The organism is Nocardia takedensis NBRC 100417, assembly GCF_000308695.1.
Taxonomy (GTDB): Bacteria; Actinomycetota; Actinomycetes; order Mycobacteriales; family Mycobacteriaceae; genus Nocardia; species Nocardia takedensis.
Window position 1 is genome coordinate 131728 of sequence record NZ_BAGG01000009.1, and the last position, 22094, is coordinate 153821.

At 68.4% G+C, this 22094-nt stretch carries 23 protein-coding genes; 11 read left to right on the top strand and 12 right to left on the bottom strand.

The window, feature by feature from the left end; translation table 11 throughout:
• Positions 1-60: 60 nt before the first annotated feature.
• Genes ON30_RS02585 through ON30_RS02605 form a run of 5 tightly spaced genes read right to left on the bottom strand, consistent with a single transcriptional unit; the run spans position 61 to position 5699 of the window.
• Positions 61-1122 (bottom strand): acyl-CoA dehydrogenase family protein, encoded by a 1062-nt coding sequence (locus tag ON30_RS02585; protein ID WP_040703832.1) that lies wholly within the window; start codon positions 1120-1122, stop codon positions 61-63.
• Complete coding sequence (locus ON30_RS02590) at positions 1119-2120, bottom strand: acyl-CoA dehydrogenase family protein (protein WP_040703833.1); 1002 nt, start codon at positions 2118-2120, stop codon at positions 1119-1121. Before ON30_RS02590 ends, ON30_RS02585 begins: the two co-directional genes overlap by 4 nt.
• Positions 2117-3259 (bottom strand): acyl-CoA dehydrogenase family protein, encoded by a 1143-nt coding sequence (locus ON30_RS02595; RefSeq protein WP_040703834.1) that lies wholly within the window; start codon positions 3257-3259, stop codon positions 2117-2119. Before ON30_RS02595 ends, ON30_RS02590 begins: the two co-directional genes overlap by 4 nt.
• Positions 3259-4146 (bottom strand): enoyl-CoA hydratase, encoded by an 888-nt coding sequence (locus tag ON30_RS02600; RefSeq protein ID WP_040703836.1) that lies wholly within the window; start codon positions 4144-4146, stop codon positions 3259-3261. The genes ON30_RS02595 and ON30_RS02600 overlap by 1 nt, the downstream gene beginning before the upstream one ends.
• Positions 4146-5699 (bottom strand): FadD3 family acyl-CoA ligase, encoded by a 1554-nt coding sequence (locus tag ON30_RS02605; protein ID WP_040703837.1) that lies wholly within the window; start codon positions 5697-5699, stop codon positions 4146-4148. The genes ON30_RS02600 and ON30_RS02605 overlap by 1 nt, the downstream gene beginning before the upstream one ends.
• Before the next feature lie 92 nt (positions 5700-5791).
• Between ON30_RS02605 and ON30_RS02610 the strand changes: the two genes are divergently transcribed.
• The 3 genes from ON30_RS02610 (at position 5792) to ON30_RS02620 (ending at position 8260) form a co-directional block, all read left to right on the top strand.
• Entirely contained in the window at positions 5792-6985 is a 1194-nt protein-coding gene (locus ON30_RS02610; RefSeq protein WP_040703839.1) for an acyl-CoA dehydrogenase family protein, read from the top strand.
• On the top strand, positions 6982-7779 hold the full coding sequence (locus ON30_RS02615; RefSeq protein WP_040703841.1) for an SDR family oxidoreductase: 798 nt from the start codon (positions 6982-6984) through the stop codon (positions 7777-7779). Before ON30_RS02610 ends, ON30_RS02615 begins: the two co-directional genes overlap by 4 nt.
• Positions 7780-7888: 109 nt before the next feature.
• Positions 7889-8260, top strand: a complete 372-nt coding sequence (locus tag ON30_RS02620) for a hypothetical protein (RefSeq protein WP_157183582.1) — start codon at positions 7889-7891, stop codon at positions 8258-8260.
• A 44-nt stretch (positions 8261-8304) separates the two neighbouring features.
• Here the strand turns inward: ON30_RS02620 and ON30_RS02625 are convergent, their stop codons facing one another.
• Entirely contained in the window at positions 8305-8820 is a 516-nt protein-coding gene (locus ON30_RS02625) for a CAP domain-containing protein (RefSeq protein WP_040703845.1), read from the bottom strand.
• Positions 8821-9083: 263 nt separating this feature from the next.
• Here ON30_RS02625 and ON30_RS02630 point away from each other — a divergent pair, with 263 nt between their 5' ends.
• The 5 genes from ON30_RS02630 to ON30_RS02650 all read left to right on the top strand — a co-directional run bounded on the left by ON30_RS02630 (position 9084) and on the right by ON30_RS02650 (position 13855).
• Positions 9084-9782, top strand: coding sequence for a hypothetical protein (locus ON30_RS02630; RefSeq protein ID WP_083911093.1), 699 nt, complete (start codon positions 9084-9086; stop codon positions 9780-9782).
• 236 nt (positions 9783-10018) lie between these two features.
• Complete coding sequence (locus ON30_RS02635) at positions 10019-10447, top strand: restriction system modified-DNA reader domain-containing protein (RefSeq protein WP_040703850.1); 429 nt, start codon at positions 10019-10021, stop codon at positions 10445-10447.
• A gap of 143 nt (positions 10448-10590) precedes the next feature.
• Complete coding sequence (locus ON30_RS35855) at positions 10591-11997, top strand: Abi family protein (protein ID WP_051028864.1); 1407 nt, start codon at positions 10591-10593, stop codon at positions 11995-11997.
• 41 nt (positions 11998-12038) lie between these two features.
• Positions 12039-12647, top strand: a complete 609-nt coding sequence (locus ON30_RS02645) for a TetR/AcrR family transcriptional regulator (RefSeq protein ID WP_040703852.1) — start codon at positions 12039-12041, stop codon at positions 12645-12647.
• A gap of 53 nt (positions 12648-12700) precedes the next feature.
• Positions 12701-13855, top strand: coding sequence for an acetyl-CoA C-acetyltransferase (locus tag ON30_RS02650; protein ID WP_040703914.1), 1155 nt, complete (start codon positions 12701-12703; stop codon positions 13853-13855).
• A gap of 43 nt (positions 13856-13898) precedes the next feature.
• Here the strand turns inward: ON30_RS02650 and ON30_RS02655 are convergent, their stop codons facing one another.
• Together ON30_RS02655 and ON30_RS38735 are read right to left on the bottom strand one after the other, a co-directional pair.
• Positions 13899-14741 (bottom strand): MmyB family transcriptional regulator, encoded by an 843-nt coding sequence (locus tag ON30_RS02655; RefSeq protein WP_040703854.1) that lies wholly within the window; start codon positions 14739-14741, stop codon positions 13899-13901.
• A 220-nt stretch (positions 14742-14961) separates the two neighbouring features.
• On the bottom strand, positions 14962-15639 hold the full coding sequence (locus ON30_RS38735) for a YlcI/YnfO family protein (protein WP_157183583.1): 678 nt from the start codon (positions 15637-15639) through the stop codon (positions 14962-14964).
• Positions 15640-16083: 444 nt separating this feature from the next.
• On the opposite strand from ON30_RS38735, the gene ON30_RS02660 reads away from it, so the two are divergent.
• Complete coding sequence (locus ON30_RS02660) at positions 16084-16836, top strand: SDR family oxidoreductase (protein WP_040703856.1); 753 nt, start codon at positions 16084-16086, stop codon at positions 16834-16836.
• A gap of 52 nt (positions 16837-16888) precedes the next feature.
• Here the strand turns inward: ON30_RS02660 and ON30_RS02665 are convergent, their stop codons facing one another.
• From ON30_RS02665 to ON30_RS02680, 4 genes are read right to left on the bottom strand one after another with little or no spacing between them, the layout of a single operon-like run.
• Positions 16889-17971, bottom strand: a complete 1083-nt coding sequence (locus ON30_RS02665) for an NAD(P)H-dependent flavin oxidoreductase (protein WP_040703857.1) — start codon at positions 17969-17971, stop codon at positions 16889-16891.
• Positions 17968-18720: a CoA-transferase subunit beta gene (locus tag ON30_RS02670; RefSeq protein ID WP_040703858.1), complete on the bottom strand. Its 753-nt coding sequence runs from the start codon at positions 18718-18720 to the stop codon at positions 17968-17970. Before ON30_RS02670 ends, ON30_RS02665 begins: the two co-directional genes overlap by 4 nt.
• On the bottom strand, positions 18717-19601 hold the full coding sequence (locus tag ON30_RS02675) for a CoA transferase subunit A (protein WP_218006225.1): 885 nt from the start codon (positions 19599-19601) through the stop codon (positions 18717-18719). Before ON30_RS02675 ends, ON30_RS02670 begins: the two co-directional genes overlap by 4 nt.
• A gap of 10 nt (positions 19602-19611) precedes the next feature.
• Positions 19612-20376, bottom strand: a complete 765-nt coding sequence (locus ON30_RS02680; protein ID WP_040703859.1) for an enoyl-CoA hydratase family protein — start codon at positions 20374-20376, stop codon at positions 19612-19614.
• Between the two features lie 66 nt (positions 20377-20442).
• On the opposite strand from ON30_RS02680, the gene ON30_RS02685 reads away from it, so the two are divergent.
• Together ON30_RS02685 and ON30_RS02690 are read left to right on the top strand one after the other, a co-directional pair.
• A complete protein-coding gene (locus ON30_RS02685; protein WP_040703860.1) occupies positions 20443-21249 on the top strand; it encodes an SDR family oxidoreductase in 807 nt (268 codons plus the stop codon).
• A gap of 32 nt (positions 21250-21281) precedes the next feature.
• Positions 21282-22094 (top strand): SDR family oxidoreductase (locus ON30_RS02690; RefSeq protein WP_040703861.1); only part of this gene is annotated, 813 nt, incomplete at its 3' end.

Consider the following 22094-nt stretch of genomic DNA (forward strand, 5'->3'; position numbering starts at 1 on the left):
GACCAGCGAAAACACGAAGCCCCGACCATGCTGTAGATGGCCGGGGCTTCGCGTCGGTGGTCAGGCGGTGGGGGCCAACGGGCGGTGGGGGGTGCCGAACAATTGGGCGTCGCCGTGGGCTCGTTTGAAGAACAGGTGGGCGTCGTGTTCCCAGGTGATGGCGATGCCGCCGTGGAGTTGGACCATCTCGGAGACGACCGTGGTGAACGCCTCGGAGCAGTGCAGGCGGGCGGCCCAGACGTCCTCGGCGGCGGACGGACTGCCTTCGGCCACGGCCGCGGTGGCCGCGACGGAGGCCGATTCGGCGGATTCCACCAGCACGTACATGTCGGCCATGCGGTGTTTGAGGGCCTGGAAGCCGCCGATGGCGCGACCGAACTGCACCCGCGACTTGGTGTAGTCGACGGTGAGGTCCAGGCAGCGCCGGGCCGCGCCGATCTGTTCGGCCGCGACGGCCGCCCACGCGATCTCGCGCAGTCGCGCGGTGACGTCGGCGGGATCGCGGTCGCCGAGTCGACGGCCGGGCACGTCGCTGAAGCCGATCTCGGTGAGGCGGCGGGTCGGGTCGACGGTGACGACGGCGCGCCGGGAGATCCCCGCCGCGTTCGCGTCCACCTCGAACAGGCCGGTCTCGGTGACGACGACGAAGGTGTCGGCGGTGGAGGCGTCGAGGACGTAATGGGCGGTGCCGGTGAGCTTGTCGCCGTCGGCGTGGACGCCGGGGGTGTCCCAGCCGTCCGGCCCGGCCCAGCACACCGCCAGGGTGGCCGCTCCTTCGGCGACCGGCGGCAGCAGTCGTGCGGCGGCTTCGGTATCCCCGCTGAGCAGGACGGCCTGCACGCCGAGGACGGCCGAGCCGAGCATCGGCACACCGGCCAAGGTGCGGCCCAATTCCTCGACCACGAGCAAGGATTCGACCAGACCGGCCCCTACGCCGTCGTATTGCTCGGGCACCGCCAGCGCGGCGACGCCGATCTGCTCGCACAGCAGCGACCACAGCGCCGGGTCGTAGCCCGGTTCCGAACCCATCGCCGCCCGCACGGCCGCGCTGCCCGCGTGCTTGGTGAGCAGTGCCCGCACCGAGGCGATCAGGTCGCGGTGGTCTTCGTTCACGGGGGTCATGCCGTCCCCCGCAGGGAGTCCGCGATCCGGGCGCGGTGCAGGTCGGCGGTGCCCCACGCCGAACGCAGCGCGGTCACCTTGGTCAGCCACAGCGACAGGTCGTATTCGGCGGTGTAGCCGATCGCGCCGTGCACCTGGAGCGCGGCGCGCGCGGCGGCGTAGGCGGCGTCCCCCGCGGCGACCAGCGCGGCGGAGACGTCGCGGCCGCGGGTGCTCGCGCCGGTGGTCAGCGCCGCGCGGAACACCAACGGCTCGGCCAGATCCAGGCCGATCAGCACATCGGCGAGTTTCTGTTTCACGGCTTGGAATTCACCGATCGGGCGGCCGAACTGCTTGCGCTGCTTGGCGTATTCGGTGGTGGCGTGCAGCAGGGCGCGGCCCGCGCCGAGCAGTTGCGCGGACGCGGCCAGCGCGCCGATGTCGAAGGCCGTCGCCGCCGCGTCGGCTACCCCGTCGCCTTCGACCAGCACTTCGTCGGCGCTGACCTGGAACAACCGGCGGGCGGGGTCGACCGACCGCACCGGCCCGGTGCGACGCGCGGTGCACAGTTTGTCGCCGTCGACCAGCAGCACCACGTCGGCGGTGTCGGCGTCCAGGGCGACGGTTGGGCGGCCGGGTGCGGCGAAACCGAGGGTGCCCAGCGTCGCGCCTTCGCTGAAGCCGGGCAGCCAGCGCGCGGCGAGCGTGTCGTCGGGAAGTGCTTGCAGCAGTGCGGGAATCGCGGCCGCGGTCTCCACCACCGGACCCGGCGCGGCGGCGCGCCCGATCTCCTGGAAGGCGACGACCAGGTCGATCGACTCAGCACCGAGCCCGCCGTGCTTCTCCTCGACCGCGAGACCGAGCGCCCCGGATTCGGCGAGCCGACCGATCAACTCGCGACCGGGTCGCGGATCGCCGCCCGCCCACGCCCGCACCGCGGCGGGCGTGCGACCCGAATCGAGCGACTTGCGCAGGCTGGCGCCGAAATCGAGGTGTTCGGGGCTGAGCGCGAACCTCATCGGCTGCTCCCTCTCGGTAGACCGAGCAGCCGCTCGGCGATGATGTTGCGCTGGATCTCGTTGGTGCCCGCGTAGATCGGGCCGGACAGCGAGAACAGGTAGCCGTCGGTCCACGCCCCGGCCTGTTCGGCCGTCGGACCGAGGACCTCGAGCGCGGTCTCGTGCATGGCGATATCGAGTTCGGACCAGAACACCTTGGTGATCGAGGATTCCGCGCCGAGTTTGCCGCCCTCGTTCAGCCTGGTCACGGTGCCGAAGGTGTGCAGGCGGTAGGCTTCACTGCCGATCCAGGCGTCCACGACCGCGTCCCGCTGAGCGGTGTTGGCCGGGTCGCCGGATTCGCGCCACAGGTCGATCAGCCGACTCGCGGTCGCGCTGAACCGCCCCGGACTGCGCAGTGACAGGCCGCGCTCGTTGCTGGAAGTGCTCATCGCGACCCGCCAGCCCTCGCCGGGCTCGCCGATCACGTCCCGGTCGGGCACGAACACCTCGTCGAGGAAGATCTCGGCGAATCCCGGTTCCCCGTCGAGTTGCGGGATCGGCCGCACGGTGACGCCGTCCGCGGTGAGCGGGAACATCAGGTAGGTCAGTCCGCGATGACGTTCGGCGGTGGGATCACTGCGGAACAGCCCGAACGCCCAGTCCGCGAACGCGGCGCGCGAACTCCAGGTCTTCTGTCCGCTGAGCAGCCAACCGCCGGTGGTGCGGGTCGCGGTGGAGCGGCTGCCCGCCAGGTCGCTGCCCGCCTCGGGCTCGGACCACGCCTGCGCCCAGATGTCGTCGCCGCGCGCCATTCTCGGCATGATGCGGTCCAACTGTTCGGGGCTGCCGTGCTCGAAGAGGGTGGGCGCGAGCAGGAAGATGCCGTTCTGGCTGACCCGACCGGGCGCGCCCGCCGCGTAGTACTCCTGCTCGAAGAGCACCCATTCCAGCAGCGAGGCGTCGCGGCCACCGTATTCGCGCTGCCACGACACCACCGACAGTCGCGCGTCGGCGAGGGTGCGCTCCCAGTCGCGGTGCGCCTCGAAACCGGGTTTGGTGTCCATCGAGGGCAGCGGTGTCCGCGGTTTGTTGGCGGCCAGGAATTCCCGGACCTCCTCCTGGAATTCCCGGGTCGCCTGATCCAGTTCCAGATCCACTACGTCGTCCCGTTCTGCTGTGCCGTCGTCGCGGTCGATTTCATCGATTTCGCGTTCATCCCGCCCAGCGAATCCGCGCCCACCTCCGCGTTGTGCGCGTGCGCGAAATGGTGCAGGCCGAACACCGAATCCATGCCGGTGCGCATCCCCATCAGATCCTCGGCCTGGTTGACCGCTTTCTTGGTCAGCGCGAGACCGAACTGCGGCATCGCGGCGATCTTCTCGGCCAGTCCGAACACTTCGTCGGCGAGGTTCTCGCGCGGCACCACCCGGTTGACCATGCCCCATTCCTTGGCCTGCGCCGCACCGAAGCGGTCACCGGTGAACAGGAATTCCTTCGCGGCCCGCGGACCCATCACCCACGGGTGCGCGAAATACTCCACACCCGGAATGCCCATGCGCACGACCGGGTCGGAGAAGAACGCGTCCTCGGAGGCGACGATCAGATCGCAGACCCAGGCCAGCATCAGGCCGCCCGCGATGCACGCGCCCTGGACCATCGCGATCGTCGGCTTGGGGATCTCCCGCCAGCGCCGACACATCTGCAGGTAGACCTCGGTCTCCCGGGCGAAACGCTGGTCGCCGCCCTGGCGGTCGACGTGGTCCCACCACAGCGCCGCCTTGTTCTCGTAGCGGACGTGGTGGTCGCGGCCCGGCGTGCCGATATCGTGGCCCGCGCTGAAATGCTTTCCGTTGCCCGCCAGCACGATGACCTTGACTTCCGGATCCTCGACGGCCCGCACGAACGCGGCGTCCAGGGCGTAGGTCATCACCGAATTCTGGGCGTTGCGGTAATCCGGGCGGTTCAACGTCACCACGGCGATCGGCCCGCGCGTCTCGTAGGTGACGACGTCACCCTCGTCCGGGACGCCGTTCTCGTCCGACATCACTTCTCCTCACGTAATTCGCGCTTGAGCACTTTCCCCGCGGCGCTGTAGGGCAGGTTGTCGCGGAATTCGACGAAACGCGGCACCTTGAAATTGGCCAGTACGCCCTTGGCGTGCGCGATGACCTGGTCCTCGGTGATCGTCGCGCCCGGCTTGCGCACCACATACGCCTTGCCGACTTCGCCCATCCGCTCGTCGGGCACCCCGATGACCGCCGATTCGGCGACGCCGTCGAGGCGGGCGAGAGCTTGTTCGATCTCGGCCGGATAGACGTTGAAGCCGCCCGAGATGTACATGTCCTTGAGTCGGTCGGTGATCTTCAGGTAGCCGTCGGCGTCGACGCTGCCGATATCGCCGGTGTGCAGCCATCCGTCCGCGTCGATGGTCTCGGCGGTGGCCTCCGGGTCGTCTAGATAGCCGAGCATGACGTTGGGTCCGCGCAGCAGCACCTCACCGGAGTCGGCGATCTTCAACTCGAAGTCGGCGATCGGCCGTCCGCAGGTGGTGGCGACGGTCTCGGCGTCGTCCTCGGCCCGGCACATGGTGCCGAAGCCCGCGGCCTCGGACAGTCCGTAGGCGGTCACGACCACCTCGAACTTCAGATCCGACCGCATCCGCTCGACCATCACCACCGGCACGGTCGCCGCGCCCGTGGTGGCGACCCGCAGCGAGTTCAGGTCGTATTCGCCCCGGTCGGGATGGTCGAGGATGGTCAGGTAGATGGTGGGCGGGCCGGGTAACACCGTGATCCGCTGTTCGGCGACCAGGCGCATGGTCTGTGGCACGTCGAAGGTGACCTGCGGGACGATCGTGGCCCCGGTGACCAGGCAGGCCAGGATGCCCGCCTTGTAGCCGAAGTTGTGGAAGAACGGGCTGACGACCAGGTAGTTGTCCTCGGCGCGCAAGGTCGCGCAGTCCGCCCAGGCCCGCACCACCGACAGCGCCTGCCGGTGCGCGACGAGCGTGCCCTTGCTGCGCCCGGTGGTGCCGGAGGTGAACAGGATGTCGGAGAGGTCGTCGGGGTGAACGGCTTGCGCGCGGCGCTCGGCTTCCTCGGCGGTGACTGCCTTCGCCTCGGCGGCCAGTTGCGACCAATCCAGTACCGCGCCTTCCGAAGTCACCGACGTGCCCGCCTCCACGGGAATGACGACGATGGTGGGGATCGCGAGATCCGGTGCGGAGGAACGCAGTTCGGCGAGACGGTCGCGCCCGAGGAAGGCGCCCGTGATGAACAGGGCGGTCGCGCCGACCCGGTCCAGCACGTCGGCGGCCTCCTCGGCCACGTACCGCGTGTTCAACGGAACCAGCGCGGCTCCGACGTAATGGGCGGCCAGCGCGGCGGTGACCCAGTGGTGGGTGTTCGGCGCCCACATCGCGACCCGGTCGCCGTGCCCGACGCCGCGCGCGATCAGCGCCCGCGCCACCGTGCGCACCTCGTCGAGCAACTCCCGCCAGCTCAGCGTGGTGTCGCCGTCGACGACGGCGGGCGCGTCGCCGAATTCCGCCGCGGCGTCGTGCAGTGCCTTCGGTGTCGTCTGCGCTGGGGTCGTCACGGATGTCCTCACCGGTCGTTCTGTCGATCGCCTCGGAGGACGATCGGGCGACAATCTAACAAAGCAAGTGCTTGGTAGGTTATCCTACCGTCGTGGTTGCGATCCAGACCTCAGATTCCGACACCGCCGCCGCGGACGGGCGGTTTTCCGCCGAAGTACGCGAATGGTTGGCCGACAACCTGAACGGCGAGTTCCGCGACCTGCGCGGACTCGGCGGACCCGGCCGCGAACACGAAGCCTTCGAGGAACGCCTCGCCTGGGACCGGCGCCTCGCCGCCGCGGGCTGGACCTGCCTCGGCTGGCCCACCGAATACGGCGGACGCGCCGCCACCGTGCGCCAACAGGTGATCTTCCACGAGGAATACGCCAAAGCGAACGCCCCCGCGCGCGTCTCCCACGTCGGCGAAGAACTACTCGGCCCCACCGTGCTCGCCTTCGGCACCCAGGCCCAGAAGGACCGGTTCCTGCCCGGCATCCGCGACGTCAGCGAACTGTGGTGCCAGGGCTACTCCGAACCCGGCGCGGGCTCCGACCTCGCCGCCGTCAGCACCGCCGCCCACCTCGACGGCGACGAATGGTCGGTCAACGGCCAGAAGATCTGGACCTCACTGGCCCACGTCGCCGACTGGTGCTTCGTCGTCGCCCGCACCGAGAAGGGTTCGACCCGCCACAAGGGCCTGTCCTACCTGCTCGTTCCCATGAACCAGCCCGGCATCCAGGTGCGCCCGATCATCCAGCTCACCGGCACCTCCGAATTCAACGAGGTGTTCTTCGACGACGCCCGCACCGCCGCCGACCTCGTCGTCGGCGAACCCGGCGACGGTTGGCGCGTCGCCATGGGCACCCTCACCTTCGAACGCGGCGTGTCCACCCTCGGTCAGCAGATCCGCTTCGCCCGCGAACTAGCCGACATCGAAGCCCTCGCCCGTCGCAACGGCGCCGCCGACGACCCCCTCGTCGCCGACCGCATCGACCGCGCCTGGGTCGGATTGCGCGTCCTGCGCGCCCACGCCCTGCGCACTATGGAAGGCACCGGCGCCGACGACGGCGGCCAAGCCTCGGTCGCCAAACTGCTGTGGGCCAACTGGCATCGCGGCCTCGGCGAACTCGCCATGGCCGTCCTCGGCCCGGCGGGCCTGATCGCCGACGACGCCGACGACCTGAACGAATGGCAGCGGCTGTGGCTGTTCACCCGCGCCGACACGATCTACGGAGGTTCGAACGAAGTGCAGCGCAACATCATCTCCGAGCGGGTGCTCGGCCTTCCCCGCGAGGCCAGGCCGTGACCGGGCCGCTGTCCGTCGCGCCGCAACCCACCCCCGGCCACGGACTGCTCACCGGACGCGTCGCCGTCGTCACCGCCGCCGCGGGCACCGGCATCGGCTCGGCCACCGCGCGCCGCCTGCTCGCCGAAGGCGCCGACGTCGTCGTCTCCGACTGGCACGAACGCCGCCTCGCCGAAACCGAGATCGAACTCAAAGGCGAATTTCCGGACCGCCGTGTCACCGCCATCGCCTGCGACGTGCAGTCCACCGAACAGGTCGACGCCCTGATCCAGGGCGCGGCCGCCGCGCTCGGCCGCATCGACGTCATGGTCAACAACGCAGGTCTCGGCGGTGAGACCCCCGTCGTCGACATGACCGACGAACAATGGGACCGCGTCCTCGACATCACCCTCAACGGCACCTTCCGCTGCACCCGCGCCGTGCTGCGCTACTTCCGCGAAGCGGGCCACGGCGGCGTCGTCGTCAACAACGCCAGCGTCCTGGGCTGGCGCGCCCAACACGGCCAAGCCCACTACGCCGCCGCCAAAGCCGGCGTCATGGCCCTGACCCGATGCAGCGCCGTCGAAGCCGCCGACCTCGGCGTCCGCGTCAACGCCGTCGCCCCCAGCATCGCCCGCCACGCCTTCCTCGACAAGGTCAGTTCCAGCGATCTGCTCGACCGCCTCTCCGAACGCGAAGCCTTCGGCCGCGCCGCCGAACCCTGGGAAGTAGCCGCCACCATAGCCATGCTCGCCAGCGACTACACCACCTACCTCACCGGCGAAGTGGTCTCCATCAGCAGCCAACGCGCGTAGGTCCTTTCACCTGCGGGCGGACCCTCTCGTATCGCCGACGCGACGGGCCCGGTCGGGGCGGGGCCTATGATCGCGGGCGGTTCATCCGTCGCACAGATCGGGAGGCATCGTGACCGACTCGGGGCAGCTCATGCCGGACCTGCACGCTCGGTTGGCGCAGGAGTACGGCACCGTCGGGCGCTTCCTCTTCGACGCGGACTCGGGCGTGCTGACCGCGCTCTCCCGCGCGGGCACCGGACTCGCGCTGATCCTGAGTTCGGTCGGGGAAGGGGTCCGCATCGACCTCGGACTCGGCGTGTCCCTGGTCGTCCCGCACGACGGGGACGTCCTCGACACAGTCCGCACCCTCCTCGACTCGGGAATCCGCCTCGCGGTCCCGCCCCACCCCACCGACACCCCCGTCATCCGCTACACCCTCGATTCCCTGCACAACACGGACCCCGACACCGACTACATCGAATTCACCATCCCCGGTTGGTGATTCGGTGGTGAGGTGTCGCTTTCGGCGGGCGACACCTCACCGGGTCAGGCGAGGGGGCGTCCGACGTTCTGGGGGAACGCGCCCGGGGTGTTGCCGGGAGGGGTGTAGCGGGCGACGATGAAGCGGGTCGCCTGGGGGAGCAGGGTGCCTGCCGGGCAGTCGGCGACGGCGGCGGTGACCTGGGTGGTGGCTTTCCACACGACCTGGGTGAAGTGCGCGGTGCGGCGTGAGTAGCGCGGGGCTTCGTGGTCGTAGCGGGTGGCTTCGTTCATCCACGCGGTCAACGCTTCTCGGATGGTCGCGTCGGGATTCGTACTGACGTAGAGGTTTTCGCCGTAGCGGCCCGCCGCGTCGGAGGCGACGTACCGGCAGTTCTGGGCGTGGTGCAGGGCGGCGGGGTAGAGGTTGGCGGCCCAGGTGAGCGGCCGCGCGCCGTAGTCGGCGCGGGCGGTGTTGTGCTCGGTCAGGACCTGGTCGCTCCAGGTGTCGGCGTGCGCCGGGACGGTGGACAGGAGCGTCGCGGCGATGACGCCGGTGATCGCCGCGCAGGCTTTCTTCATCGAGTTCCTCTCGGGTCGTGTTCGCGACACTTCCCGTCGGGACCGCGGAGAAGCGTCCCGCAGGGCCCGGCGAACACGTGACTGAACGCCCGTGCGGCGAGGTAGACAGTACGCCGCCGTCACAGGGGGTCCCGCGCGGGTGTCCACAGTCGTCCCCACCGGCGCAAATGCCGCTGATCAGGGAAAAAGGGGGAGCGCTCGTCCCCGGGTTGTGCGATGCTGGGGATGAATCCGAATACCGCACTCCGTAAGGGGCGATGGCTATGGGCACGAATCGCCCACGCGCCCGCGAACAACTCGACGTCGAACTGATCCGCGAACTGGCACTGGCCCGGCGCAGGCGACACGGCCTCGCCCACGCGGCGTTGACGCTCGGTGCGGAACTGCTCAATCACGCGGCGGGCGAGGTCGTGGCGGTGCGGGCGGGGCAGATCCTGCGGCGGTGCGGCCTGGTCGAGGATTCCGATTCATCCACAGGCGACCGACCGGGGTTGTGGAGAACTCGGGATGCTCGGCGAACCGCCCTCACCGAAGGCGAGCGGCGTCGCCGCCGTCAGGCCGTCCTGATGCGGGAAGTGCGCTCCGACCTGTTGGAAGTGGTGCAACGCAGTCGCCGCTTCCGCTTCGACCGGACAGCCTTCGCCGAGGAGATCGCCGCCGGCCTGTGCGCGGCCACCGACAAACTCGTGGTCGGCGCGGATATGGACACCTACGACGCCTGGCAGCGCGGCATGGTCCTCGGCCTGACCGAGGAACCGTCGCCGCACGGCCCGCCCCGCGTGTTCGCGACGGTCGACGGCGGCCCCGACCGCGGCCCGGTCACCGTCGAATGGGACACCTGCGAACGCCGCCTCGCGATGGTCACCCGCATGGCGCGCGCCGGTGTCTCCCCGGTCGTGATCTGCGACCGCCTACTCGCCGACCTCTCCGTCTCCTCACCCCTCCGCTACTCCGCCCGCTGACATCTCGATACTTCGAAGTTTCCCAGCGCAGGCACGCTCAGTCGCCGGCATGAGATTTCGGTGAGCGCCCTGGGGGCGTGACTTCAGTTGTGCGAGTTGCGCTTGCGGAACCATGAATTGCCTGCGCCAGCTGAACTGCCACGTAGTTCGGAGCTGATTCCGGCACGACGTTTCCTTTGACAGTGTGGACAAAAGGCCGTACTCTTTAGAAATCTTGGAGTCGAAGAGGAGTTGGGATGAACCACGAGATCGAGGTGGACGATGAGGTCTATCAGGCACTCGTCGCCCTACGGCGTGGTTTCGAGCAGCCCAACGACGTACTTCGTCGCGTCCTGCTGGCCGAGCCGGCTGATAGGCCTACGACCGCCGCTCGCACTTCGAAGCTTGTTCGTTTCGGCAGGCTGAGACCGCTGATCGAGGCCGACCTGGTGAAAGTCGGCGACGAGCTACACCACGAGCGCGTGCGCAGAGGTGACTTCCTGGTCGCGACCGTGGCGCAGGGTGGTCAGATCCAGACCGAGAAGGGTCTCTATCGTGAGCCTTCGCCCGCGCTGAAGGATCTGGTCGGCTCGGATATCAACGGGTGGCACGGCTGGACCCACGTGAAATCCGGCAAGACCCTGCGTCAGCTACGTGGCCTCGCCGCACAGGCGTCGGACGAGTAGCGGGCGATTCTTCGAAAAAGAGAACCGACCGTCCCCCCCTGGTGCGGGAGTGGACGATCGGCCGTGTGCCGCCATCTTAGCAAAGGTGCGTTCATGAATACCTGTGGTTCGGTGTGTCCTCGAGCGCACGCGGGACGACCGTCGTGAGCTCGTACGCCAAACCGTTCAAGACCTTCGTCGAACAGGTGGATCTGTTGCGTTCGCGTGGCATGTCCATCCCCGACGAGGCGGTCGCGCTGCGCGCGCTGAGCGGAATCGGCTACTACCGACTGAGCGGGTATTTCTACATTTTCCGTGCTCGGACCACAGACCCCGCGACCGGGGAATCGCTCGTCGGTGACGACTTCGGGGGCGCGGATTTCGGCCGCGTGATCGCACTGTATGAGTTCGACCGACGGTTGCGACTGCACATCCTCGACGCCATCGAGCGCGTCGAGGTGGCGCTGCGGGTGCGACTGGGGTACACGCTCGGTGCCGGTCATCCGTTCGCGCATCTGGATCCCGCGGCGCTGGATCGAGGTTTCACCAGGTTCGACGAACAGAATCCGGTCGTGTCCGGCGCGCACTGGTTGCAGAGCACCCATGTGCAGTGGCTGGCGAACGTCGCACGGACCGAGGCGCGCTCGAAAGAGGAGTTCGTCAACCACTTCAAGACCAAATACGGTCTGCCGTTGCCGATCTGGGTTGTCACCGAACTGCTGTCCTTCGGTGATCTGGTGACGCTGCTCGCCGGTCTGAAGCCGCGGCACAAGAATCTCGTCGCCGCCGACCTGGGCGTTTTCGACGGCAACGGTGACGGCGCGGGCACGACATTGACCAATTGGATGACCAATCTGCGTCATCTGCGGAACTCGTGCGCGCATCACGGCCGCGTGTGGAACCGGAACATGGATGAGCAGATCGGTTCGCTCAGCACGTTTCCCGATCTGGCGCATGCGGGCACCGTGCGTTCTCGGTCCCGCGTCTATCCGTCCTTGGCGATCCTGGCCTATCTGACGAGTTGTCTGGACGTCGACTGCGTCTGGCGTACCGAGGCCGCCGATCTGATCGAGGACGGGTTGGCCGAGGTGGGGCAACTGCCCGATCGGATCGGCTGCCCGGACGGCTGGCGGGAGCAGGCGATCTGGTCGCCGAACTATCGGCCGCGAGCCGATCCCCTGCCTGCCGAGCATCGGCATATCTATCGTCAGCTGGAGTGTCTCGGCGCCTCCGAAGTCGGAGCGATCATCGATGCCAGCCCGACGGCGAGTAGGCGGTCCAGCGCCGTGCGGGCGGCACGGGATCGTGCGATGTTGCTCGGGCTGCTGGTGGGGACCGGTTACCGGTATCCGGCGTTCCAGTTGGATGTCGCGAACGGCCGTATCGATCCGGTGGCCGCGGAGGTGAACGTCCTGCTGGACGCGAAGTCGCGACCGTGGGACGCCGCCCGGTGGTGGGTCGATCCCAACCCTCTCCTGGGCGATGTCAGTCCTGCTGAACTGCTGCGCGACGGTCGGTTGTCGGTGGAGGCCGCTCGGGATGCCGCGTCGTCGGTCACGGTGGGCGGATAGCGCTCTGGCACCAAGCAAACGCTTGGTTGTATTATGGCGGGGTGACCGCACCGGACTCTCCGAAACAGACGCGCCGCGACGAGCTGCTGGCGCTGGCGGCCGAGTTGTTCGCCGAGCGGGGGTTGCGCGCGACCACGGTCCGCGACATCGCCGACGCGGCCGGAATATTATCCGGCAGCCTCTACCACCACTTCGATTCGAAGGAATCAATGGTGGACGAGATCCTGCGCGGATTCCTCGACGACCTGTTCGGGCGCTACCGCGAGATCGTCGCGGAGGGGTTGAGCGCGCGGGATACGTTGGAAGCGTTGGTGATCGCGTCCTACGGGTCGTTCGATCGGTTCCATTCGGCGGTGGCGATCTATCAGGCCGAGGCCAAGCGCCTGCGCGATTCGGAACGGTTCACCTATATCTCCGAGTACAACACCGAGTTCCGCGCGCTGTGGCACCGGGTGCTCAGCAACGGTGTCGCCGACGGAAGTTTCCGCCCGGAACTGGATGTCGAACTGGCCTACCGGTTCCTGCGCGACACCGTGTGGGTCGCGGTTCGGTGGTATCAGCCCGGCGGTGCGATCACCGTCGAGAACCTCGCCAAGCAATATCTGACCATCGTGCTGGACGGGCTGACCCTGCCCGCACCGCAGAGCTAGTCCGAAGAGGAGTCCCCATGTCCGCACCCTCCGCCCGTCGGCCCTACGCCCCGCTGCGCGACGCCTACGTCGTCGACGCGGTGCGCACGCCGGTCGGCAAGCGCAACGGCGCATTGGCCGCAACGCATCCGGCCGACCTCGGCGCGGCGGCGCTGCGCGGTCTGCTCGACCGCACCTCGATCGACCCGGCGAACGTCGATGACGTGATCGTCGGCTGCGTCGACAACGTCGGTCCGCAGGCGGGCAATATCGGCCGCACGATGTGGTTGACCGCCGGTTTCCCCGAGGAGGTCCCGGGCGTCACGGTGGACCGCCAGTGCGGATCCTCCCAGCAGGCCATCAATTTCGGCGCGCAGGCCATCATGAGCGGCACCGCCGAGGTGATCGTGGCCGGCGGTGTTCAGAACATGAGCCAGATCCCGATCTCGGCGGCGATGCTGGCGGGCAAGGAGTACGGGTTCGAGTCGCCGTTCGTGGGCGCGCAGGGCTGGGATCACCGCTACGGCACCGGTGAGGTGTCGCAGTTCCGCGGCGCGCAATTGATCGCGGAGAAGTGGGGAATCACCCGCGAGGACATGGAACGGTGGGCGCTGCGCAGCCACGACCGCGCCCGCGACGCCATCAAGAACGGCCGTTTCGACAACGAGATCGTGCCGGTCGGCGACTTCTGGATCGATCAGGGTCCGCGCGAGACCAGCCTGGAGAAGATGGCCTCGCTGCCCGCCCTGGCCGAGGGCAGCCCGCTGACCGCGGCGGTCGCCAGCCAGATCTCCGACGGCGCGAGCGCCACGCTGCTCGCCTCGGACTGGGCGGTCCAGGAATACGGGCTGACCCCGCGGGCACGCATCCACCACGTCAGCGCACGCGGAGCCGACCCGATCTTCATGCTCACCGCCCCCATCCCCGCCACCAAGTGGGCGCTGGAGAAGACCGGCCTGAGCATCGAGGACATCGATGTGGTGGAGATCAACGAGGCGTTCGCGCCGGTGGTGCTGGCCTGGTTGAAGGAGACCGGCGCCGACCCGGAGAAGGTGAACGTCAACGGCGGCGCGATCGCGCTGGGTCACCCGCTGGGCGCGACGGGCGCGAAACTGTTCGCCACCTTGCTGAACGAACTCGAGCGGGTGCGGGGTCGCTACGGTCTGCTGACCATCTGCGAGGGCGGCGGCACCGCGAACGTCACCATCATCGAACGTCTCGAGCGCTGAGAGTCGTCCGCGGCGGCGCGTTCGGGACGTCGCCGCGGATTTCTCACCGCAGCGCCGACAATGATCGGAACACCTGCGCCGTGGGCGAATTCGGCTCCGCGCAGTAGACGATCATGCGCTGATCGGTGTCGGAGACGTGCAGGACCTGGCATTCGAAATCCAGCGGACCCAGTTCGGGATGGTCGATGTGTTTGCGGTGCGCGCGCCGCACCCGCACGTCGTGGGCGGCCCACATCCGCGCGAATCGCGGTGCGGTGCCGAGCAGTTCGGTGACCAGCGAACGCAATGCCGGATGACCCGGGTAGCGGGCGTAGGCGGCGCGCAGGTCGGCGACCGTGGATTCCGCGAAACGCACCGTCGCCTCGTTGCCCCACGCGGGATCGTCGGCAGCGACCCGGAACACCCAGCGCACCATGTTGCGCTCGGAATCGGGCACCCGGCCGAGCTCGCCGAGGAACGGGACCGCCGACCGATTCCACGCCAGCACGTCGTAGGTGGCGTCGACGACGTAGGCGGGGGTGTCGGTCATCGCCCCCAGGATCGTCAGAATCGACTGCGGCACCGTGCGATCCGGTCCGGCGCTGGGCGGCGGCTGATGTCCGCCGATCCGCAACAGGTACTCGCGCTCGTCCGCGGTCAGCAGCAGCGCCCTGGCCAGCGCGTTCAGCACCTGCGCCGAAGGCCGCGGCCCCCGGCACTGCTCGATCCGCACGTAGTACTCCACCGAGATCCTGGCCAACTGCGCCACTTCCTGCCTGCGCAACCCGGGCGTGCGGCGCGGCCCGGCCTCCGGCAACCCCACATCCGCGGGCCGCAACCGAGCCCGCCGATCCCGCAGAAACCCCGCCAATTCACTCCGGTCGTCCACCGCCCCAGTCTCGCTCATCCCACCCGATCGAAGGTGGTACCGCCCATACCACCTTCGATCGGACCTGTCGCGGGGGCGCGAGCGTGCTGCTGGATGCGTGGGATTCTGATCGGGCGAGACCAATCGTCGGACTGGAGGTTCGCACGGCGATAGGTTCGGTCGAGATCGAAGTTGCGAAGCACGGGCCATCAAAAGTGGCGCATCCAAAATCGTCACCGAAGGGACGAACAGGGCGGGGTCAAATACTCCGGCTACGGCGCCGACGACGGGTGACGGGGGGCGCATCTTTGGAGAGAGCCTTGAGGCTGGTCCGGCCAGAAGAGCCGCTGAACTTGACCACGTAAGTCCTACCGTCGGCCTTCTTGGCAGGCTTCTTCAATCCGGAGGCAGCCTCGGTACCCTTCAGTGCCGGATAGCCATGCACTGCAATCGGGGTACCCGCGTTGGTCACCAGGGCGTCGATACCGAGGTCACGGCGAGAGGTCGCCTTCCAATCACGTGTCGCTTTCCTGTAGAGGTCGAGCACTGGCTCAATTGCTGAAGCGAGCTCGGTGAGCGCTGGAGCCAATGCTGCAACGAGCGCACCCTGCGCACGCGACACATCGCCCTCCTGCTGGTCGATCAGTTCGAGCAGGACGGTGAGCGCAGGCGACTCGTCATGGCCCACATCCTCGGCAGGATCGTCGGCCGCAATCTGCTTCTCGATTGCTTCACGCAGCCAGGCGCCAGTGGTCATTCCCCGCTGGGCAGCCAACGTGCGAGCCTGGTTGAGTACCCCGGTAGGCAACCGCACGCTGTAACCACTCATAGGTGATGTGTCGACCGGGTGTCCAGGAACGGAGTTGTTGATTTCGTCGACAACGCTGTGAGTCTCGTAGTACTCGCGAGCCGCGTCGATGCCGGAGTTGGTGCTCATAATCTCCGGCCTTTCGCCTATAGGCCTGTTGCTCGGTTCTGTCCATATCGCGCGCAGTGACGACATACCACCGGCCGTCGAAGGCTTCGGTCAATACGGTCATGATGTAGCGACCTGCGTAGGTCTGGCCGAACAGCAAGGTCGTGTCCTCACGTCCCTTGCTGAGTTGGTAAGGACGTGACCCCGCCTCCTCCACCTCGGACGGTGTGATGTTGTGCCGCGCTATGTGCGCCTCTGACTGGTCGTTCCAGTGGAACTCGGGCACAATCGAGCGTATCACGACGTAATACGACCCGCCCCTACCGTCGGTAAGCGACCTGTTTATCGACGGTAGGACGGGTACCGGCCCTTTCGAAGCTTGCTGCCCCTCCTCCGTCGTGGTACCGCGGATACCAGGTTCGCGTGGGCCTTCTCGGGGGTGGGGTGGCGCGGGAGGCTCGGGGTATGACGAGAATCGCGGTGGTCACCGGGGGCAACAAAGGGATCGGGTTCGAGACGGTGCGTGCGCTGGCGCGGGCTGGCATGACGGTGCTGCTCGGCGCCAGGGATGTCGAGCGGGGGACGGCAGCGGTGAAGGAACTGGCAGGGGAGGGGGACGTGCGGTTCCTGCGGCTCGATGTCACCGACGCCGATTCGGTGGCGCGGGCGGCGGGTGAGATCGAGTCCGAGTTCGGGCGATTGGACGTGCTGGTCAACAATGCCGGGATCACCGGGGGTATGGACGGGGACGGGAAGCCGTCTTCGACCTCGGTGGAGACGTTGCGTGAGGTGTTCGAGACCAATGTGTTCGGCGCGGTCGCGGTGACGAACGCGTTCCTGCCGTTGTTGCGGCGGTCGCCGTCGGCGCGGATCGTGAACGTCTCGAGCGAGGTCGGGAGTTTCGCGTTGATGATGGATCGCGAGGGGCCGATGTGGCCGATGGCGGCGATCTCCTATCCGGTGTCCAAGACCGCGATGACGATGGTGACCGCGCAATACGCCAAGGAGTTGTGGGAGACGCCGATCAAGGTCAACGCCGCCAATCCCGGCTACTGCGCGACCGATCTGAACGGCAACACCGGTTTCCGCACGGCCACACAGGGTTCCGAGCCGGTGGTGCACTTGGCGACGCTGCCCGACGACGGGCCGACCGGGATCCTGTGGGGCTATCGGTGGGGCGCGACGGACGGCGAGGAGTACGGCACGTTGGCCTGGTGACACCAAGCCCCCGCCGGGAAAGATCCGGGCGGGGGCTTGTTCCGGCTGTCGGTCAGGGCGCGGTGTTCGCCGATCCGCGCAGCGCCGCGAGCGCGTCGATCCGGGCGACGGCGTCGGTCACGATGCGGTCGATCAACTCGGCGCAACTGGGCACGTCGTCGATGATGCCGGTGACCTGTCCGGCGGCGAGCACGCCTGCCTTGGTGTTGCCCTCGACCAGTCCGGCGCGCAGCAGCATCGGGGTGTTGGCGGCCATCACCACCTGCGACCAGGTGAGGTCCTTCTGTTTGCGCATGGTCAGGCCGTCGCGGACGATGGTGGACCATTTCATGCCGGTCATGTTCTTGAACCGGGCGGCGTTGGCGATGGCGGCGCCGAGTCCGCGCCACCGACCGGAGTGTTCGAGTCGGTCGACCAGTTCGGTGTTGAGCACCCGGTGCGGCATGCCGTCGACCTTGAGCGAGACGACGGTGTCCTGGAGATGACGGGCGAGGTATTCCTGTTTGACCGCGTCGGGGACGGTGCTCTCCCGGGTCAGCAGGAAGCGGGTGCCCATGGCGACGCCCGCGGCCCCGTAGGACAGGGCGGCGGCCAGGCCGCGGCCGTCGAAGAAACCGCCTGCCGCGACGACGGGAATGTCGACGGCGTCCAGGACGGAGGGCAGCAGCAGCGTGGTGGCGACCGGGCCGGTGTGCCCGCCGCCTTCCCCGCCCTGCACGATGACCGCGTCCGCGCCCCACGACGCGACCTTGACGGCGTGCTTGGCCGCGCCGATGGACGGCACCACCACCACGCCCGCGTCCTTGAGCTTGGCGATCAGGTCTTTCTTGGGGGCCAGCGCGAACGAGGCGACGGCCACTTTCTCGCGGATCAGCAGGTCGATGCGTTCGCCCGCGTCGGTGGCGTCGGCGCGGATGTTGACGCCGAACGGTTTCGCGGTCTGCGCTTTGGTCTTCGCGATCGCCGCCTCGAGTTCGGCGTAGGTCATGGTGGCCGAGGCGAGGATGCCGAGTCCGCCCGCGTTCGAGGTGGCCGACACCAGCGAGGGGCCCGCCACCCAGCCCATTCCGGTCTGCACGACCGGATGGTCGATGCCGACCAGTTCGGTCAGCGGCGTGCGCAGGGTGGGCGTCATGCGGGGACCTCGGATTCCCGGGCCTTCTTGGGGTCGAGCACCTCGCGGATGAGCCGCAGTTCCTCGTCGGTGGGCAGTCGGGTCTCGCCCGCCTCGGCGAGTCCGGCGATCTCGAAGGAGGTGTTGGCCGCGACTTCCTCGGTGGTCACGCCGGGGTGCAGGCTGCGGGCGCGCATGGTGTGGTCGGGGCCCTCGAAGTCGAAGACGCCCAGGTTGGTCACCACGCGGTGCAGGTGGAAGAAGCGGAACGCCGGATTCTCGGGATCGACCTTGTCGTAACCGATTCCGCTGACGATGTCGACCTTGTCGACGAAGGTGCGCGCGGTGTGGCGCGAAACCCAGTAGCTGGTGGGGTGATTGGCGGTGTTGCCCGGTGCGCCGCGCACGCCGAACATCTGCCGCGTCGGCTGCTGCAACGGCCCGAACGCCGAGAGGTTCTGGTTGCCGAACCGGTCGATCTGGTTCGCGCCCATCACGACGTGCCGCCGCCCGGAGGCGACCACGTCGAAGACCCGGCGGAACGGAATCCAGCCTTCGATCGGGGACCGTCCGCCGAGCGGGGGAGTGTCGGCGAAGAACACCGCCTCACCGTCGGAGAGCAGTAGATCCGGTTCGGTGGTGAGTTTGGCCAGTCGCGCGCCGAGGGTGGTCATCGGCGACATCGGCGAGGCCATGATCTCGCCCGCGCCGCTGAAGATCTCGGCGCACGCGACCGCGCAGACCTCGGCGCGGGTGACGGTGTCGGTCATCGCTGGCTCTCCTCGGTGAAGGCGCGGACGGCGTCCTGGTAGTCCTGTTCGCTGCCCGAAAGATAGGTGTCGACGAACTGCTGCCAGGTCTCCGGGGACTTGGCGGCCTCGACGTAGTGGCGCTGGAACTTCTCGTCGCGGCGGTAGTCCTCGCCCGCGAGGGTGAAGTGCGCGCCGTTCGGGGCTTCCACGACGCCGTCGACCATCATCCGGTTGAGCAGCAACGACTGGAGCGGTACGGCTTTCACCAGTTCCTCGGTCTCGACCACGCGTTCCAGCGAGACGTAGCGGCGTTCGGCGGCCAGGCAGTACAGGTCATCGAAGTAGGGGTCGACGCCCTGGTAGGCGGCGTTGCCGTGCTTGTCGCCGATGTTGAGGTGGACCAGCGCGGCGTCGAGGTTCAACGCGGGCATGGCGGTGAGGGTTTCGGCGCGGCCGTCAGGGCCGGGGTACGGGGAGGTGACGGTCTTCAGTTCGCCTTCCCAGAAATCGACCACCGCGGAACCGATTCCGGCGCGGATCGGCAGGAACGGCAGGCGCGCGGCGGCGGCTTCCAGACCGCATTTGAGCATGCCCTCGTCCATCTCGCGCGCGATGAGCGCCCCCGTGGTGCGGGCCTTGGCGAACCAGGGGTCGTAGAACGGGGGCGAGTCCAGGGAGACGAAGCCGTAGTAGAGCTTGCGCACCTTGCCCGCCGAACACAGCAGGCCGACGTCGGGGCCGCCGTAGCTCACCACGGTCAGATCGGTGATCTCCGAGCGCAGGATGGCCCTGATCAGGGCCATCGGCTTGCGGCGCGAACCCCAGCCGCCGATGCCGATGGTCATCCCGCTGCGCAATTCGCCGACGACCTCGTCGAGCGACATCCGCTTGTCCCGCATGCTGTTTCCCCTACTTCCCGTTCTTGCGCGCGGCGAGATCGTCATCGAAGCGCGCGCGGATCTCGTCGGCGACACCGGCCAGATTGAGCTCGAAGGTGAAGCCCTGCTCGTATCGGTAGCTGCGGTGCACGTCCTGGACGTCGATGCCGTTGAGCGCCCGCTTGGCCGCGCGCAGCACCCGGCCGTCCTTGGCGGCGATGTTCGCGGCGACCTCGAGGGCGGCGGCGTCGAGGTCGGCGCGCGGGACCACCCGGTAGACCGAGCCGTGGTGATGCAACTGCTGGGCGGTGATGGTGCTCGCGGTGTAGAACAGCGCGCGCATCAGGTGCTGGGGGACCAGGCGGGCCAGGTGGGTGGCCGCGCCGAGCGCGCCGCGGTCGACCTCGGGCAGGCCGAAGGTGGCGTCGTCGGCGGCGATGACCACGTCGGCGTTGCCGACCAGGCCGATCCCGCCGCCCAGGCAGAAACCCTGCACGGCGGCGATGACCGGCACCGGGCAGTCGTAGACGGCGCCGAACGCCTCGAAGCAGCCGTGGTTGGCGTCGATGAGGGCCTGGTGGCCGGGCTTGCTCTGGATCTCCTTGATGTCGACGCCCGCGTTGAAGCCGCGGTTCTCGGCGCGCAGCACCACCACTCTGGTCTCGGGATCGCGACCCGCCGCGCGCACCGCGTCCGCGATGGCGAACCATCCGTCGGTCGGGATGGCGTTGACCGGCGGATAGTCGACGGTGACCACGGTGATGCCGGGTGAGTCGGTATGGCGGTTGATCCCCATCGAGTGTCCTTCGCGATGACGAGGCCGGCTATGGCAAAGCAAGCAGTTGCTTGGTAGGTTAGCACGGTGGCACTCGAAATCGATCTGGCCGGACGCGTAGTCCTCGTCACCGGCGGCGTGCGCGGCGTCGGCGCGGGCGTGAGCCGGGTATTCCTCGAAGCGGGAGCGACCGTGGTGGCCTGCGCGCGCCGCCCCGCCGACGCCCCCGTCACCGCGGGCGGTCGGGAGATCGAATACCTGCCCTGCGACGTGCGCGACCCCGATTCGGTCACCGAACTCATCGAAACCGTCAAGGCCCGGCACGGCCGCCTGGACCACCTGGTCAACAACGCCGGCGGCGCCCCGTACGCCGAGGCCGCCACCGCCAGTCGCAACTTCCACGCCAAGATCGTCGAACTCAACCTGCTCGCCCCGCTGCTGGTCTCCCAGGCCGCCTACGCGGTGATGAAGGATCAACCCGACGGCGGATCGATAGTCATGATCTCCAGCGTCAGCGGGGTACGCCCCTCGCCCGGCACCGCCGCCTACGGCGCGGCCAAAGCCGGAATGGACAGCCTCACCAGGACTCTCGCTGTCGAATGGGCGCCGCGAGTGCGGATCAACTCGCTCGTCGTCGGCATGGTCCGCACCGAACTCGCCGAACTGCACTACGGCGACAACGACGGCATCGACGCGGTCAGCACCACCATCCCGCTGGGCCGCATGGCCACCCCCGAGGACATCGGCCGGTGCGCGGTCTTCCTCAGCTCGCCGCTGGCCGCCTACGTCAGCGGCGCGACCCTGCTCGTGCACGGCGGCGGCGAACGCCCCGCCTTCCTCGACGCCGCGACCGCCGAACACGGCAACGGTCACGTCGCGCGCGAGAACGCCTGAGCACCAACCGGATACGAAAGAGGACAACAGGTATGGACGAGTTGATCTGCGCCGGGCGCACCGTGATCGTCACCGGTGCGGGTCGCGGCATCGGCCGCGCGCACGCGCTCGCCTTCGCCGCCGCGGGCGCGAAGGTCGTCGTCAACGACATCGGCTCGGCCCTGGACGGCGCCGCCACCACCGAGACCCCCGCCCAGCAGGTCGTCGCCGAGATCGAAGCCCTCGGCGGACAAGCCGTCGCCAACGGCGACGACGTCGCCGACTGGGAAGGCGGCCGCAACCTCGTCCGACAGGCCGTCGACACCTTCGGCGGGCTCGACGTGCTGGTCAACAATGCCGGCTTCGTCCGCGACCGGATGCTGGTCAACCTCGGCGAGGACGAATGGGACGCCGTCATCCGCGTCCACCTCAAAGGCCACTTCGTCACCATGCGGCACGCCGCCGAATACTGGCGCGGGGAGAGCAAAGCCGGACGACCGGTCGACGCGCGCGTCATCAACACCAGTTCCGGCGCGGGCTTGCAGGGCAGCGTTGGCCAGAGCAACTACGGCGCCGCCAAAGCGGGCATCGCGGGCCTGACCCTCACCGCCGCAGCCGAATTCGGTCGCTACGGGGTCACCGTGAACGCCATCGCCCCCTCCGCGCGCACCCGCATGACCGAGACCGTCTTCGCCGAGATGATGGCCGCACCGGGCGCGGACTCCTTCGACGCCATGGCGCCGGAGAACATCTCGCCGCTGGTCGTGTGGTTGGGCAGCCCGCAGTCCGTCGGCGTCACCGGACGCATGTTCGAGGTCGAAGGTGGCAAGGTCGCGCTCGCCGACGGATGGCGCCACGGGGTTGCT

Excerpts from the sequence above, each read along its gene's own strand:
- ON30_RS02585 (WP_040703832.1), bottom strand. The coding sequence starts at position 1,122 with ATGACCCCCGTGAACGAAGACCACCGCGACCTGATCGCCTCGGTGCGG.
- ON30_RS02590 (WP_040703833.1), bottom strand. The coding sequence starts at position 2,120 with ATGAGGTTCGCGCTCAGCCCCGAACACCTCGATTTCGGCGCCAGCCTG.
- ON30_RS02600 (WP_040703836.1), bottom strand. The coding sequence starts at position 4,146 with ATGTCGGACGAGAACGGCGTCCCGGACGAGGGTGACGTCGTCACCTAC.
- ON30_RS02625 (WP_040703845.1), bottom strand. The coding sequence starts at position 8,820 with ATGAAGAAAGCCTGCGCGGCGATCACCGGCGTCATCGCCGCGACGCTC.
- ON30_RS02630 (WP_083911093.1), top strand. The coding sequence starts at position 9,084 with ATGGGCACGAATCGCCCACGCGCCCGCGAACAACTCGACGTCGAACTG.
- ON30_RS02635 (WP_040703850.1), top strand. The coding sequence starts at position 10,019 with ATGAACCACGAGATCGAGGTGGACGATGAGGTCTATCAGGCACTCGTC.
- ON30_RS02655 (WP_040703854.1), bottom strand. The coding sequence starts at position 14,741 with ATGAGCGAGACTGGGGCGGTGGACGACCGGAGTGAATTGGCGGGGTTT.
- ON30_RS38735 (WP_157183583.1), bottom strand. The coding sequence starts at position 15,639 with ATGAGCACCAACTCCGGCATCGACGCGGCTCGCGAGTACTACGAGACT.
- ON30_RS02660 (WP_040703856.1), top strand. The coding sequence starts at position 16,084 with ATGACGAGAATCGCGGTGGTCACCGGGGGCAACAAAGGGATCGGGTTC.
- ON30_RS02665 (WP_040703857.1), bottom strand. The coding sequence starts at position 17,971 with ATGACGCCCACCCTGCGCACGCCGCTGACCGAACTGGTCGGCATCGAC.
- ON30_RS02670 (WP_040703858.1), bottom strand. The coding sequence starts at position 18,720 with ATGACCGACACCGTCACCCGCGCCGAGGTCTGCGCGGTCGCGTGCGCC.
- ON30_RS02675 (WP_218006225.1), bottom strand. The coding sequence starts at position 19,601 with ATGCGGGACAAGCGGATGTCGCTCGACGAGGTCGTCGGCGAATTGCGC.
- ON30_RS02680 (WP_040703859.1), bottom strand. The coding sequence starts at position 20,376 with ATGGGGATCAACCGCCATACCGACTCACCCGGCATCACCGTGGTCACC.